Source organism: Actinomadura sp. CNU-125 (assembly GCF_001942465.1).
Classification (GTDB): Bacteria; Actinomycetota; Actinomycetes; order Streptosporangiales; family Streptosporangiaceae; genus Spirillospora.
In genome coordinates this window covers 1-14,410 of sequence record NZ_MKJY01000126.1, presented here as the reverse complement: position 1 = coordinate 14,410, position 14,410 = coordinate 1, and the positions used below count along the sequence as shown (strand labels likewise).

The window sequence follows — 14,410 nt, the reverse complement described above, 5'->3', positions numbered from 1 at the left end:
GGCACCCGGATCATGTCGGAGACGATGGTCGGGAACTTCGACTTCCTGGACGACACGCCGTCGCCCGAGACGCCCGTCCACGAGATCCCGCCGCCGCGCGACCGCAGCGAGCGGCGGGCGATGGAGCGGTTCGGCATCGGGTACGTGTCCGGCGGGCACGACACGGTGGTGCTGCTCGACGGGCTGCGGGAGCAGGCCGTCGAGCTGACCGCACCGGCGGGCGCGGGGTTCGAGGAGACCCGGGTGGACGGGGCGCCGAGCTCGATCCGGTCGGGCACTCCCGGGGTGCTCCTCGTGGGCGCGCCGCATTCGGGGCAGCGCAGGCTCGCGCGGTTGATCGCGCTGACGCTCGCGGACGGCGGGCTCGGGGACGGGACGGTGCGGACGCACGACGCCGAGGACGTGCGGGACGCGCCGGGGGAGCGGCTCGCGGAGATCCTCGCGGAGCCGGGGCCGGTGATCCTGTTCGAGCGGCTCGCGCGGCGATCGCCGACGCGGCCGGATCCGGTCGCGGCGGCGGGGGCGGTCCGGCGGGCGCGCCGCGACCCGATGAACACGACGCCGCTCGTCGCGACCTGCGAGCCGCGGCTGTACAAGCGGCTGCTGCAGGACCATCCGAAGCTCGTGCAGGCGTTCCGTGTGCACCGGATGCCCGATTTCTCCGACCTGGACGCCCGGATGACGCTGCTGCACCTCCTCGCGGAGGAGCGGCGGGTGACGGTCGGGGCGCAGGCCCTCGAACAGGTGCGGGACGATCTGGAGCGGCTGCGCGGGCCGGGCGACCTTGTGAACGCGCGGCTCGTCGAGACCTACCTCGATCAGGCGTGCCGGCGGAACATGCAGCGGGCGGGGGCGTCGCACGACCGGCTCGTCCTCACGCCGGACGATCTCGCGGGCGTCGCCGAGGGCATCGAGCCGGCGCTGCGTCCGCCGGGGGACATCGACGTCCACCTGAACCGGCTGGACGGGCTGACCGGCCTCGCGGACGTGAAGGCGGCGGTGCGGGAGCTCGCGGAGGAGGCGCGGGTCGCGGCGGACCGGGCCCGGCACGGGATACCGGCGCCGGGCGGGCAGAACCTGCTGTTCGCCGGACCGTCCGGGACGGGCAAGACGACCGTGGCGGGGCTCGTCGGCGGCATCTACGCGGCGCTCGGCCTGCTCGGCTCCGGGCACGTGGTGGGGTGCCGTCCGGTGCATCTGGCCGGACGGGACGAGGCGGACGTGCGGCGCCGCGTGGGCGGGATGGTCGAGCAGGCGCTCGGCGGGGTGCTGCTGATCCAGGAGACGCACCTGCTGGGCCGGGTCCCGGCGGTGGTGCGGGAGCTGCTGCGCGAGATGGGCGAGCGGCGCGGCCGGTTCCTCGTGGTGTGCTCGGGTCCGGCGGACGAGACGGAGCGGTTCCTCGCGGGCCATCCGGCCTTCCGCGCGGAGTTCGGCCGGACGCTGGAGTTCACCGGGATGGGCGACCGCGATCTGATGCGGCTGTTCCAGTCGTACGCCGAACGCGACCTGTACATGCTGGACGAGGAGCTGAAGGTCGAGCTGCTGGCGCGGCTGGAGCGGCTGCGCGACGACCCGTCGTTCGGCTACGCCCGGACGGTCCGCGCGCTGTTCGAGGCGACGGTGGCGCGGCAGGCGGCGCGGCTGGCGGGCGCGGACGTCAACGCGGCGACGGTGTCCCGGCTGACGGCCCGTGACCTGCCGGAATCGCCGCTGGAGCAGATGATGGGCGACTTCCGGCACGGCTGATCGCCGTCCCCGGCGGACGCGGCGCGGGCGGCGGGTCGCGCAGATCACGGTCCCGGATCCGCATCATGGGGGCGCCACCCGGGAAGGCCACGAGGGGGAGTGGCCCCCGAATGGCCCTCTTGGGTCATGTGCGCCGCGGGCCACGCGCGTAGCCTCGAACGCGGGGTGTGGGGAACGAAAACGGGAGGTGGACGCGGTGCGCCGGCACGACCTCGATCTGCGCGTCCATGACCGCGTTGCGCTGGACGAGATCGAACTCTATGCCGAGATGCTGAGCGCGGTGGCGGCGGCGACGGAGCCGCTGACCAACGCCGAGATCGACATGGTGCTCGGGCTGGGTCCCGGCGACGCCGGTCGTCGCGAGCTGACACCGCAGGACTAGCCGAACGATCGATGACCGGGGGCGCCCGACGGGGCGTCCCCGGTTACTTTTCGGGACGAACTCGTCACCATCGGGCGGCATCGTTCGGCGCGCGGGACCGTCCGGGCACCGCCTCCCCCGTACCGGCTGTAATCAATCTCACCCCTCGTGCCGCCCGGAGGCGCCGTGCGCCCCGTATCGACGGCGCCCACGCGAGGCGCCCGGCCCCGTTCAAGGCATCCCGGCGGGAATGCGACTCGCGAACTAGGGCAATCTTGTAGGGGAGAGGGCGGGGGAACAACAGCCGAAGCTGGGGCAAAGGTTCTTTTTACGGCTGGTTGCGCCTACGATCCTCTGCGGACTGTTCCGGCACATCAGGAGAACGACGTGCGCTTGCGTCTCACGCCGCGTGAGGACAGCTTCTACGACATGTTCGCCGACTCGGCGAACAACCTGGTCACCGGCGCCAGGCTGCTCGTGGAGCTCATCAGCGACGGCGCCGACAGGCCGGCGATCGCGGAGAAGATGCGCGCGTGCGAGCACGCGTGCGACGAGTCCACCCATGCGATCATGCGCCGGCTCAACGAAACGTTCATCACCCCGTTCGACCGGGAGGACATCTACCGGCTGGCCTCGACGCTCGACGACGTGATGGACGAGATGGAAGAGGCCGCGGACCTCGTCGTCCTCTACAAGATCGAGGAGTTCCCCAAAGAGATCGTCCACATGGTCGAGGTCCTGGAGCGCGCCGCCGAGCTCACCGCGGAGGCCATGCCGCGGCTGCGCTCGATGAAGGAGCTCAACGAGTACTGGATCGAGATCAACCGCCTGGAGAACCAGGGCGACCAGGTCTACCGCAAGCTCCTGGCGCACCTGTTCAACAACGGGCAGCAGGACACCCTCATGGTCATGAAGATGAAGCAGGTCATCGACCGGCTCGAAGAAGCCGCCGACGCGTTCGAGAGCGTGGCCAACACGGTCGAGACCATCGCGGTCAAGGAATCATGAGCGCTCCGGACGAGCCGCCCGGCCGGGGCACCCGCACCGGCCGCGACGTCGGGGGGAAGGTCGGCGCGGTGCTGACCGAGCCCGCGGCGGACACCGAGCCGACGCTGGCCGAACAGGCCCGGCGCGGGCCGATGGGGTTCTGGCCGCTGCTGGCGATCGGGCTGCTGGTCGTCATCGTCACCGGCGCCATCGGCCTGCGGTCGGAGGCGCAGACGGCCGTCCTCGTCGTGGTCGTGCTGATCGCGCTCGGCTTCGACTACACCAACGGGTTCCACGACGCCGCCAACGCGATCGCCACGTCGGTGTCCACCCGGGCGCTGACACCGCGGGCCGCGCTGCTCATGGCGGCCGTCATGAACCTCGTGGGCGCGCTGCTCGGCGTCGAGGTCGCCAAGACCGTCAGCGAGGTGATCACGCCGCCGGACGGCCTGCACGGCCTGACGGTCGTCGCCGCGGGCGTCCTGGGCGCGATCACCTGGAACATGATCACCTGGTACTTCGGGCTGCCGTCGTCGTCCTCGCACGCGCTGATCGGCGGTGTGGTCGGCGCGGGCGTCGCGTCGGCCTCGGCGGTCAGCTGGTCGACGGTCGTCGACAAGGTCGCCATCCCGATGGTCATCTCCCCGGTGGTCGGCTTCGGGCTGACGTACCTGGTCATGGTCGCGATCCTGTGGATCTTCCGCCGGGCCAATCCCGGACGGATCGGGCGCCGGTTCCGTATCGCGCAGTCGCTGTCGGCGGCGTCGATGGCCCTCGGGCACGGTCTGCAGGACGCGCAGAAGACGATGGGCATCATCGTCCTCGCGCTCGTCACGACCGGCCACTCGGACGGGTCGGGCGTCCCCCTGTGGGTCATCCTGGCCTGTGCGGGCGCGCTGTCGCTCGGCACCTACGCGGGCGGCTGGCGCATCATGCGGACGCTGGGCCGCAAGGTCATCGAGCTGGATCCGCCGAAGGGCTTCGCCGCCGAAGCGACCGCATCGATGATTTTGTACGCGACCGCCTACATCTGGCACGCTCCAATCTCGACGACGCACACGATCACGTCGTGCATCATGGGCGCCGGCGCGACGAAGCGGCTGTCGGCCGTCCGGTGGGGCGTGGCGGGCAACATCGTCACGGCGTGGATCCTGACGATGCCCGCGGCGGCGCTCGTCGCGGCCCTCGTCTACTGGATCGTGCACCTCTTCGGCGCCTGACCCCGCGAGGGGCGAAGCGGCGGCCGCCCGGTGCAGTCTCCCGGGCCGCCCGCCGTCCGGTGCGGAGGACGGCGGGACGCCCGGGGCCACTGCGGCCCCGGGCCGTCCCGCGTTCGCGCGTCAGCTTCCGGAGATACGGGTCAGTTCGGGCGGATCGATCGTGCCCTGGGCTGCGAAGTAGGCGATGAAGGCGTCCAGGTCGCCGGGGCCGAGCACCCGGTCGGCGCCGTCCCGCAGCACGGTGAAGCCGTCGCCGCCGTCCAGCAGGAACTGGTTGGCCACGACCCGGTACCCGGTCGCGGGGTCGACCGGACGCCCGTCGACCGTGATGCCCGAGACGCGGTCGCCGACGGGACGCGACCGGTCGATCGTGAACCGCAGGTTCGCCGACGGCTGGAGGATGTTCTCGTCCCCGTCCGCCCACTGCTGCTCCAGCAGCTCGTCGAGCCGCGCGCCGGTCAGCGTGACGGCGCCCACCACGTTGCCGAACGGCTGCACCGCGAACGCCTCCCCGTAGGTGACGACGCCGTCGCCCTCCGCGCCGCTCGCCGCGTACACGAGGTCGGTGCGGACGCTGCCGGGGTTCATCACCGCGATCTGCCCGCCCGCGTCCCGCATCGCGGCGAGCTGCGAGTCCGCGATGACGTCGCCGAGCGCGGTCTCCCCGGCCGGTGACGGGTCCCGGGTGATGTCGCCGCCGATCCGTCCGATCGGGGCGTTCGCCTTCTCCGACACCCGCTCCTTCCACGTCCGGACGAACGCCTGCGTGGCCGGGTCGGGCGGCACGTCCCGGGTGACGACGTGGTTGTCGCCGCGCAGGGACGACCGGACGACGTCGCCCGTGCGGCGGTCGACCTCGAAGTCGACCTGGCTGATCACGCGGCCGAACGACGAGCCGGACGAGTACAGCCGCGGGTTCCCGGCGGGGTCGGGCACCGAGCAGACGTACTGGGCGTGCGTGTGCCCGGACAGCACGGCGTCGATCGCGGGGTCGGCGTCCCGCGCGATGCGCATGCCGGGGCCGCCCGCGAGGTCGCAGCCGTCCGGTCGTCCGGTGGGCGGCACGTCGCTGCCCTCGTGGACGAGCAGCACGATCGACTCGACGCCCTCGCGCCGCAGCGCGCGGGCCGCGCGGTTCGCGGCGGCGACCTCGTCCTCGAAGGTCAGGCCCTCGATGCCGCTCGCGGCGACGACCGACGGCGTCTCCTTCGTCACGACGCCGATGAACCCGACGCGGACGCCGTCGACCTCCCGGACCGTCCACGGCCGGACCGCCGGGACCGGCCCGGCGGCGGACTCCTTGCGGACGTTCGCGCCGAGGTAGTCGAACGCCGCGCCGTCCCACCGTCCCGCCGGGGTGCAGCCGTCCACGGGATGGCAGCCGCCGTTCTGCATGCGCAGCAGTTCCCGGTAGCCCTCGTCGAACTCGTGGTTGCCGACGGCCGACGCGGTGACGCCGACGTCGCCGAGGAACCGCACGGACGGTTCGTCGTGGTAAGCCGGCGGAGATCAGCGGGGACGCGCCGACCAGGTCGCCCTGCGCGACCGTCAGCGTGTTCGCGTTCCGCAGGTTCTTCAGGTGGGCCGCCACGTAGGCGCGCCGCCCGCCGGGACGGCCGCGCCCCGTTCGTCGATCGCCGTGCCCGCGCCGCCGGACGGCGGCTCCAGGTGGCCGTGGAAGCTCGTTCAGCGCGAGGAGCCGGACCGGTACGGTCGGCGCCTTCGCCGGGTCGGCGGGCAGCGCGGCGAGCGCCGCCACCGCCAGCCCTGCGGTGGCCGCGGCGAGGGACGCCCGCACCCGCTTCATATTGTAGTCGCTCATGCGCGAAACGTTAACGGGTCGCCGCGACCATAGACGGAGTTGATCGACTCGGGCGGGCGAATAGGGTGGAACGCGTGAGTGAGCTGCGGGCGCGCGCGACGCTGGGGGACGACGAGATCGCCGGTGCGCTGGCGGTGGCCGAGGCCGCCGCGGCGGCCGACGGGGTCGGCGCGCTGTCGGAGCACTCGACGCTCGCCCTGCGCGCCGGACGTCCCGCGCTGCTCGCCGTCGACGGCGGCACGATCGTCGGCTGCGCCCGCTTCGACCCCGCCGATCCCGCGGCGGGCGAACCCGCGTCCGGCGAGCTCGTCGTGCACCCCGGGCACCGCCGCCGGGGGCACGGGCGGGGGCTGCTGCCCGCGCTGGTCAAGGAGGCGGGCGGCCCGCTGCGCGTGTGGGCGCACGGCGACCTGCCCGCCGCCGCCGCGCTCGCCGGGGCCGAGGGGCTCGACCGCGTCCGCGCCCTGTTCCAGATGCGCCGCCCGGCCGCCGACCCGCTCCCCGCGCCGAAGATCGCCGACGGAGTGTCGCTGCGCGCGTTCCGTCCCGGCGCGGACGAGGACGCGTGGCTGCGGGTGAACGCGCGCGCGTTCGCCGACCACCCCGAGCAGGGCGCCTGGACGATCGAGGACGTGCGCGACCGCGAGGCCGAGGACTGGTTCGACCCCGCCGGGTTCTTCCTCGCCGAGCGCGCCGGCGCGCTCGCCGGGTTCCACTGGACGAAGGTGCACCCCGGCGGCATCGGCGAGGTGTACGTCGTGGGCGTCGACCCGGACGCGCAGGGCCTCGGCCTCGGCCGCACGCTGACGCTCGCGGGCCTGCACCACCTGCGCGACCTGGGCCTCGACCAGCTGATGCTGTACGTCGACGAGTCGAACACCGCGGCCGTCCGGCTCTACGAGTCGCTCGGCTTCACCAGGTACGCCGTCGACGTCATGTACGGGACGCCCGAGTAGCCGCAGCGTCCCGACCGGGAACCCGGAACCCGGAACCGGGTAGCCATACCCGGTTTCCGCCTCGGTGACCCGTCCCAGGTGGTCCTCCCGGGGCGGCCCCCTTATGCGGCCTTTACTGGACCGTGGGCGTTCTGAGCAGCGCTGTTAACCGTAAAGCCATCCCAAATCGGGGCATTCTTCGTAACCGTGCCCGGCTTCGTTCACCGCCCGTTCACCCGGTGCGGGGCGGCTGGTCACCTCTCCTGCCTACCTTCGGATCCGACGGTGACCCCCCGCCCCCGGCAGCCTTGGCCGACCGGGGAAACCCGCCCTGACGAAGACTCAAGAGGAGACCCTCCGGTGAAGAACGGTTCCCGACTTGCCGCCCTGAGCGGCGTGGTCGTCGCGGGGGCGCTTGCCCTGTCCGCCTGCGGGAGCGATGCCAACCAGACCGACGGGCCGCCGCGAACGCGCCGGCGGCCGGCTCGATCGACTGCGCCGAAGGCAGCATCAACGCCGCCGGTTCCAGCGCGCAGAAGAACGCGGTCGAGGAGTGGTCCAAGGCGTTCGCCGCCGCGTGCCCCGGCGCCACCCTGAACTACAACCCGACCGGCTCGGGCGCCGGCATCCAGGCGTTCACCGAGGGCCAGGTCTCCTTCGCGGGCTCCGACTCCGCCCTGGACGAGGAAGAGAAGGCCGCCGCGCAGCAGCGCTGCGAGGGCAGCCCCGCGCTGAACCTGCCGATGGTCGTCGGCCCGGTCGCGGTCGCCTACAACGTCGAGGGCGTCGACACGCTCAAGCTCGACCCCGCGACCCTCGCGAAGATCTTCGCGGGCGAGATCACCAAGTGGAACGCTCCGGAGATCGCCGAGCAGAACGACGGCGTCACCCTGCCCGACGCCGACATCAAGCCGGTCTACCGGTCGGACGAGTCCGGCACGACCGACAACTTCACCACCTACCTCCAGGCCACCGCCGCCGACACCTGGAAGTGGGAGCCCGCCAAGAAGTGGCCGAACGACGCCGGGCAGGGCGCCAACGGCTCCGACGGCGTCACCCAGCTGGTGCAGAGCACGGCCGGGAGCATCTCCTACGTCGAGTACTCCTACGCCAAGCAGAACAAGCTCAACACCGTCGCGGTGAAGAACGGCGCGGGCGAGTACACCGAGCTGTCGCCGGAGAGCGCCTCCAAGGGCGTCGCGGGCGCCAAGATCGTCGGCACCGGCAACGACGTCGAGCTCGAGATCGACTACACCACCAAGGAGGCGGGCGCCTACCCGATCGTCCTGGTGACCTACGAGGTCGCCTGCGAGAAGGGCCTGCCCGCCGAGCAGGCGAAGTTCGTCAAGTCCTTCCTGACCTACACCTCCAGCGCGGACGGCCAGAAGATCCTCACCGACATCGGCTACGCGCCGCTGCCGCAGAACGTGCTGACCAAGGTCCAGGCGTCCGTGAAGGCCCTGTCCTGACGAGAACCCACCAGACCAGCAGCCCCGCCGCCGAGCCACTCGGCGGCGGGGCCGGTCCGCGTTCGGCCGACGATGTGATCTTCAAGGAGGAGTCCCCGTGACCAGCGACACCGGCGTCGAGGCGCACGCCGCGGCGAAGGAACGCGGCATCGGCCGCGAGATGAGCACCGGACGGGCCGGAGACAAGATCTTCGTCTCCGCGGCCCGCGGTTCGGGCCTCACCGTGCTGGCGATCGTCGCCGCCATCGCCGTCTTCCTCATCTGGAAGGCGATCCCCGCGCTGCGGGAGAACGAGGCGAGCTTCCTCACCAGCCAGGCGTGGGACCCCAACGCGAGCCCGCCCGAGTTCGGCATCGCGCAGCTCGCCTTCGGCACGATCATGTCGTCGCTGGTCGCGATGCTGATCGCCACGCCCATCGCGATCGGCATCGCGCTGTTCATCTCGTTCTACGCGCCCCGCCGCCTCGCGTCCGGGCTCGGCTACGTCGTCGACCTGCTCGCCGCCGTGCCCAGCATCGTCTACGGGCTCTGGGGCCTGATCTTCCTGTCCCAGTACATGGACGACGTCGGCGAGTTCCTCAGCACCTTCCTCGGCTGGATCCCGCTGTTCGCCACCGACAGCCCCGGCAAGAACTCGATGTTCACCGCCGCGGTCGTCCTCGCCATCATGATCCTGCCGATCATCTCCTCCATCTCCCGCGAAGTCTTCCTGCAGGTCCCGCAGGCGAACGTGGAGGCGTCCCTCGCCCTCGGCGCCACCCGCTGGGAGATGATCCGGATGTCGGTCCTGCCCTACGGGCGCTCCGGCATGATCGGCGCCTCGATGCTCGGCCTCGGCCGCGCGCTCGGCGAGACGATCGCCGTCGCGATGGTGCTGACGTTCGTCCCCGGCATCAACTGGAACATCCTCGAGAACGGCGGCAACACCTTCGCCGCCAACATCGCCAACAGCTTCGCCGAGGCGTCCGAGACCGGCCGCGGCGCCCTCGTCGCGTCCGGCCTCGTCCTGTTCGTGATCACGCTGCTCGTCAACATGGCCGCCCGCGCGGTCGTCGCGCGCCGCAAGGAGTTCGTGTGACCTCCCCGTCCCTCACCAAGCAGTCCGGCCCGAGCCTCACGTCGGTCTCGGCGTCCCGCAAGATCAAGGACCGGGTCGTCCAGGGCCTGGTCTACCTGGCCTTCGCGCTCGCGGTCATCCCGCTCGTCTCGGTGCTGTGGACGGTCGTCGCCAACGGCATCGAACGCCTCGACCCGACGTTCTTCCAGTTCTCGATGAACGCGGTCAGCGGCATCGACAACGGCGGCGGCGCCTACCACGCGATCATCGGCACCCTCGAACAGGTCGCGATCACCACCCTGATCGCCGTCCCGATCTCCGTGCTCACCGCCATCTACCTCGTGGAGTACGCGGGCAACGGCCGGCTCGGCAAGATCGTCAGCTTCTTCGTCGACGTCATGATCGGCATCCCGTCGATCGTCGCGGGCCTGTTCGTCCTCGCGCTCTGGCTGCTCACCTTCGGGTTCGAGTACTCCGGCTTCGCCGGTTCCCTCGCGCTGGTGATCCTGATGATCCCGACGGTCACGCGCTCCGCGGAGGAGATGCTCAAGCTCGTCCCGAACGACCTGCGCGAGGCGTCCTACGCCCTCGGCGTCCCGCGGTGGCGCACCATCCTGTTCGTCATCCTGCCCACCGCCATGAACGGCATCGTCACCGGCGTCATGCTCGCCGTCGCCCGCGTCATGGGCGAGACCGCGCCGCTCCTCCTCACGATCTTCTTCACGAAGGCGATCAACAACAACCCGTTCGACGGCCCCCAGGGCTCGCTGCCCACCTTCATCTGGGAGCAGGCCGGCGACCCGAACCAGAACTCGCTGGACCGCGCCTGGACCGGCGCGCTCGTCCTGATCGGCCTGATCATGCTGCTGAACCTGGTGGCGCGGCTGATCGCCCGGCGCCGTTCCCCCGCCGACCGCTGACCCCACCCCACGAATAGGAGCACCTGACCCATGGCCAAGCGGATCGAAGTCTCCGGGCTGCACGCCTACTACGGCGGCGTCCACGCCATCGAGGACATCTCGATGACGGTCGAGCCGCGCTCGGTGACCGCGTTCATCGGACCGTCGGGCTGCGGCAAGTCCACCTTCCTGCGCACCCTCAACCGGATGCACGAGGTCATCCCGGCGCCCGCGTCGAGGGCAAGGTCATGCTCGACGACGAGGACCTCTACGACTCGTCCGTCGACCCCGTCGCCGTCCGCCGCGTCGTCGGCATGGTGTTCCAGCGCCCCAACCCGTTCCCCACGATGTCGATCTACGACAACGTCGCCGCGGGCCTGAAGCTCAACGGCGTCCGCCGCAAGAGCCGCCTCGACGAGATCGTCGAGGAGTCCCTCCAGGGCGCCAACCTGTGGAACGAGGTCAAGGACCGCCTCGGCAAGCCCGGCGCCGGCCTCTCCGGCGGCCAGCAGCAGCGCCTCTGCATCGCCCGCGCCATCGCCGTGCAGCCCCAGGTCCTCCTGATGGACGAACCGTGCTCCGCCCTCGACCCCATCTCCACCCTCGCGATCGAGGACCTCATCGCCAAGCTGAAGTCCCAGTACACGATCGTCATCGTCACCCACAACATGCAGCAGGCCGCCCGCGTCAGCGACCGCACGGCCTTCTTCAACATCGCGGGCACCGGCCAGCCCGGCAAGCTCATCGAGATCGACGACACGAGCAAGCTCTTCACCAACCCCGAGCAGAAGGCCACCGAGGACTACATCACCGGCCGCTTCGGCTAACCCCCGGTCGGCCTCCGGTCGCTGCGCGACCTCCGGCCGCCCGGGTGGGGGGCGTCCGCTCGCGGGGGTGCCGGTCGCCTCCGGTCGCTGCGCGACCTGCTGGCCCGTGTGGGGGCCGTCCGCGGGCGGGTCGCTCGTGGGCCGTTTGTTCGTAGGGGTGCCGGACGCCCTTCGGCTCCCGGGCGCCCTTCGGCTGCCCGGGGGTCACCGTCCGGCCGTGGGGGCGCCGCGTGACGCCTGGCCGCCCGTGTTGGCGCCGGGCGGTCGGGGGGTCAGGTGCGGGCGGGGGTTTTCTCTTCGGCTTCGCCGTTCGGGCGGTCGTCGGGGACGAAGCGGTAGCCGACGTTGCGGACGGTGCCGATGAGGGCCTCGTACTCGGCGCCGAGCTTGGCGCGGAGGCGGCGGACGTGGACGTCGACCGTGCGGGTGCCGCCGAAGTAGTCGTAGCCCCACACCTCCTGGAGGAGCTGGGCGCGGGTGAAGACGCGGCCCGGGTGCTGGGCCAGGTACTTCAGCAGCTCGAACTCCTTGAAGGTGAGGTCGAGGACGCGGCCGCGGAGGCGGGCCGTGTAGGTGGCCTCGTCGATCGTGAGGTCGCCGTTGCGGATCTCGCCGGGGTCCTCCTCGGCGTCGGCGGCCGCGGCCGCGCGGCCGACGGCGAGGCGGAGGCGGGCCTCGACCTCGGCGGGGCCCGCGGTCTGCAGGAGCAGGTCGTCCAGTCCCCACTCGGGGCTCATGGCGGCGAGGCCGCCTTCGGTGACGATCCCGAGGAGCGGGCTGTCGAGTCCGGTGGTGCGCAGCAGCCGGCACAGGCTCTTGGCCTGCGCGAGGTCGCGGCGCGCGTCCACCAGGACGACGTCGGCGGGCGGCGCGTCGATCAGCGCGGACGCCTCGGCAGGCGCCACGCGTACCGAGTGCAGCAGCAGGCCCAGCGCGGGCAGCACCTCGTCGGAAGGTTCCAGTGCGTTGGTCAGCAAGAGCAGCGTGCTCAATGCCGCCTCCTCGTCCTAAAACAGACGTGGGACCCAGGCTGCTCACGCTCGCTCGCCCCGGCGATGGCCGACGCGCGCGAGCGGAAGGCCATACAGGGTGTTCGGGTGAACTCCCCGGCCTCCGTCGCCCGGATCCCTCGTCTTGAGCATATCCGAGTCGGCCCGTCCCGTCCCGGGGGGCTCGGGCGGGGGCCGGTCCCGCCCCGGTGGGGCGGTGTTTCCGGGCGGTGGGATCCTGGGGGCATGGCGAAGGGGACGATCCGGTACTGGGCGGCGGCGAAGGCGGCGGCGGGGACGGGCGAGGAGCCCTACGACGCCGCGACGCTCGCGGAGGCGCTCGCGGCCGCGTCCGGACGGCGGGACGGCGAGTTCGCGCGGGTGGTCGAGCGCAGTTCGTTCCTCGTGAACGGCGATCCGGTGGGGAAGCGGGCGCACGCGGCGGTGGAACTGCCGGAGGGCGGAGTGGTCGAGGTGCTGCCGCCGTTCGCGGGTGGTTGATGTCATTCCATGGTGTGACTCAGGTGGATCGTCATCCCGGTTAGGGTGTGGCGATCGCGTGGGTCCGTCCGGAGGAGAGACATGCGCAAGGCACTGGTCGTCCTGCTCGTCCTGGTGGTGGGCGGGCTGATCGCCGCGGACCGGATCGGGGTGCGCGTCGCGCAGGACGAGATCGCCAAGCAGGTGGCGGCGCAGGAGGGGCTGGCGCGGAAGCCGGACGTCAAGATCCACGGGTTCCCGTTCCTGACGCAGGCGGTCGGCGGCGAGTACGACCACATCGAGGTCGTGATCGGGGAGTACACCCAGCAGAACGTGACGCTGTCGGGCGTCCGCGTCGACATGCGGGGGGTGCGGGCGCCGCTGTCGGAGATCGCGAACGGCAACACCGCGAACGTGACGGCCCGGACGGCGACCGCGTCGGCCGTCGTCCCGTACTCGGCGATCGAGGCGGAGGCGCCCAAGGAGGTCGAGGGGCTCGCGCCGAAGGGCGAGAACCTGGAGGTCGACCTGGCGGGCGCGGTGATGGGGTTCCAGTTGTCCGGCAAGGCGGTCGTGTCGCTGGAGGCGACGGACAAGGGCATCGCGATCGCGCCGGTGTCGGTCGCGCCGGACGGCGGCCCGCAGATCCCGCTGGCGCTGGTGAAGCGGCAGCTCACCTGGATGGTGCCGGTCACGGACCTGCCGGTCGGGTCCAAGATCAGCCAGATCGAGCCGACCCCGGAGGGGCTGCGGGTTGCGGCCACCGCGCAGAACGTTCAGCTGAGCGACCTGCAGAAAGCACGCTGATCCATTGAACCGTTCTACCTGATCGTACGTTTGAGTGGTGTGGGCCCAACTGCGGACGAGCGATTGCTGCGCGCTCTCTACAGCGAGCACGGCGGTCCCCTGCTCGGATACGTGCTGCGCCTGACGGGCGGGGACGGCCGCAGGCGGAGGACGTGGTGCAGGAGACGCTGCTGCGCGCCTGGCGGCATCCGGAGGCGCTCGCGGGGCGTCCCGTCCGTCCGTGGCTGTTCACGGTCGCGCGGAACCTGGTGGTGGACGCGCATCGCGCCAAGCGCGCGCGGCCCCTGGAAACGGGCATGGACGAGCACGTCATGACGGCCCACGCGGCGACGGACGACATCGACCGGGCGCTCGAATCGTGGACGGTCGCGGAGGCGCTCGCGCAGCTGAGCCCGACGCACCGGGCCGTCCTCGTGGAGACCTACTACCGGGGACGGTCGGTCGCGGAGGCCGCCGAGGTGCTCGGCATCCCGCCCGGAACCGTGAAGTCCCGGACGTACTACGCGTTGCGGGCGCTCAGGCTGGCGCTGGAGGAGAGGGGGCTGGCGCCGTGACCGATCACTGCGGTGACGTGCGCGCCGCCCTCGGCGTGTACGTCGTGGGGGCCATCGACCCGGCGGAGCGCGCGCTCGTGGACGCGCATCTGGCCGGCTGCCCGGCCTGCCGGGACGAGCTGGCCGGCCTCGCCGGGCTGCCCGCGCTGCTCGGACGGGTGGAGGAGGAGCAGCTCACGCGGGTCGCCGGGCCGCCGCCGGAGCTGCTGGTCGCGCTGCTGGAGGCGGGCGCGAACGGCGGAGGGGGCCGTTCG

The 14,410-nt window shown here is 71.8% G+C and carries 13 protein-coding genes and 2 pseudogenes; 13 read left to right on the top strand and 2 right to left on the bottom strand.

Features of this window, described 5'->3' with window-relative positions:
* From BJF79_RS16780 to BJF79_RS16765, 4 genes are all read left to right on the top strand, one after another.
* Window positions 1-1,749: AAA family ATPase (locus tag BJF79_RS16780; protein WP_410050097.1), on the top strand; the 1,749-nt coding region annotated here is incomplete at its 5' end.
* 187 nt (window positions 1,750-1,936) lie between these two features.
* The gene (locus BJF79_RS16775; RefSeq protein ID WP_225963150.1) at window positions 1,937-2,131 is read left to right on the top strand and encodes a hypothetical protein; all 195 of its coding nucleotides are present in this window, start codon (window positions 1,937-1,939) and stop codon (window positions 2,129-2,131) included.
* 366 nt (window positions 2,132-2,497) lie between these two features.
* Window positions 2,498-3,118, top strand: a complete 621-nt coding sequence (locus BJF79_RS16770; RefSeq protein WP_075898592.1) for a DUF47 domain-containing protein — start codon at window positions 2,498-2,500, stop codon at window positions 3,116-3,118.
* A gap of 131 nt (window positions 3,119-3,249) precedes the next feature.
* A complete protein-coding gene (locus tag BJF79_RS16765) occupies window positions 3,250-4,317 on the top strand; it encodes an inorganic phosphate transporter (RefSeq protein WP_083733507.1) in 1,068 nt (355 codons plus the stop codon).
* Between the two features lie 120 nt (window positions 4,318-4,437).
* Here the strand turns inward: BJF79_RS16765 and BJF79_RS16760 are convergent, their stop codons facing one another.
* The gene (locus BJF79_RS16760; protein WP_262402136.1) at window positions 4,438-5,796 is read right to left on the bottom strand and encodes a bifunctional metallophosphatase/5'-nucleotidase; all 1,359 of its coding nucleotides are present in this window, start codon (window positions 5,794-5,796) and stop codon (window positions 4,438-4,440) included.
* 417 nt (window positions 5,797-6,213) lie between these two features.
* Here BJF79_RS16760 and mshD point away from each other — a divergent pair, with 417 nt between their 5' ends.
* The 5 genes and pseudogenes from mshD to pstB all read left to right on the top strand — a co-directional run bounded on the left by mshD (window position 6,214) and on the right by pstB (window position 11,326).
* Window positions 6,214-7,095: a mycothiol synthase gene (gene mshD / locus BJF79_RS16755; RefSeq protein WP_262402135.1), complete on the top strand. Its 882-nt coding sequence runs from the start codon at window positions 6,214-6,216 to the stop codon at window positions 7,093-7,095.
* A 407-nt stretch (window positions 7,096-7,502) separates the two neighbouring features.
* On the top strand, window positions 7,503-8,543 hold the full coding sequence (gene pstS / locus BJF79_RS16750; protein ID WP_316043361.1) for a phosphate ABC transporter substrate-binding protein PstS: 1,041 nt from the start codon (window positions 7,503-7,505) through the stop codon (window positions 8,541-8,543).
* A gap of 160 nt (window positions 8,544-8,703) precedes the next feature.
* Entirely contained in the window at window positions 8,704-9,621 is a 918-nt protein-coding gene (pstC, locus tag BJF79_RS16745) for a phosphate ABC transporter permease subunit PstC (protein WP_083733506.1), read from the top strand.
* Window positions 9,618-10,520, top strand: coding sequence for a phosphate ABC transporter permease PstA (gene pstA / locus BJF79_RS16740; RefSeq protein ID WP_075898584.1), 903 nt, complete (start codon window positions 9,618-9,620; stop codon window positions 10,518-10,520). The genes pstC and pstA overlap by 4 nt, the downstream gene beginning before the upstream one ends.
* A 30-nt stretch (window positions 10,521-10,550) precedes the next feature.
* Window positions 10,551-11,326: pseudogene (gene pstB, locus BJF79_RS16735) on the top strand (phosphate ABC transporter ATP-binding protein PstB).
* Window positions 11,327-11,598: 272 nt separating this feature from the next.
* Here the strand turns inward: pstB and BJF79_RS16730 are convergent.
* Window positions 11,599-12,318, bottom strand: coding sequence for a winged-helix domain-containing protein (locus BJF79_RS16730; RefSeq protein ID WP_075898582.1), 720 nt, complete (start codon window positions 12,316-12,318; stop codon window positions 11,599-11,601).
* Between the two features lie 243 nt (window positions 12,319-12,561).
* Here BJF79_RS16730 and BJF79_RS16725 point away from each other — a divergent pair, with 243 nt between their 5' ends.
* The 4 genes and pseudogenes from BJF79_RS16725 to BJF79_RS16710 all read left to right on the top strand — a co-directional run.
* On the top strand, window positions 12,562-12,816 hold the full coding sequence (locus BJF79_RS16725; RefSeq protein ID WP_075898580.1) for a MoaD/ThiS family protein: 255 nt from the start codon (window positions 12,562-12,564) through the stop codon (window positions 12,814-12,816).
* A gap of 81 nt (window positions 12,817-12,897) precedes the next feature.
* Window positions 12,898-13,602, top strand: a complete 705-nt coding sequence (locus BJF79_RS16720; RefSeq protein ID WP_075898578.1) for a DUF2993 domain-containing protein — start codon at window positions 12,898-12,900, stop codon at window positions 13,600-13,602.
* 66 nt (window positions 13,603-13,668) lie between these two features.
* Window positions 13,669-14,156: pseudogene (locus tag BJF79_RS16715) on the top strand (sigma-70 family RNA polymerase sigma factor).
* The coding region (locus BJF79_RS16710; RefSeq protein WP_187357010.1) for an anti-sigma factor family protein at window positions 14,153-14,410 on the top strand (258 nt) is incomplete at its 3' end. The pseudogene BJF79_RS16715 and the gene BJF79_RS16710, both read left to right, overlap by 4 nt.

Coding starts and splice junctions, on each gene's coding strand:
- BJF79_RS16720 (WP_075898578.1), top strand. CDS start 12,898: ATGCGCAAGGCACTGGTCGTCCTGCTCGTCCTGGTGGTGGGCGGGCTG.
- pstC (WP_083733506.1), top strand. CDS start 8,704: ATGAGCACCGGACGGGCCGGAGACAAGATCTTCGTCTCCGCGGCCCGC.
- BJF79_RS16725 (WP_075898580.1), top strand. CDS start 12,562: ATGGCGAAGGGGACGATCCGGTACTGGGCGGCGGCGAAGGCGGCGGCG.
- BJF79_RS16765 (WP_083733507.1), top strand. CDS start 3,250: ATGGGGTTCTGGCCGCTGCTGGCGATCGGGCTGCTGGTCGTCATCGTC.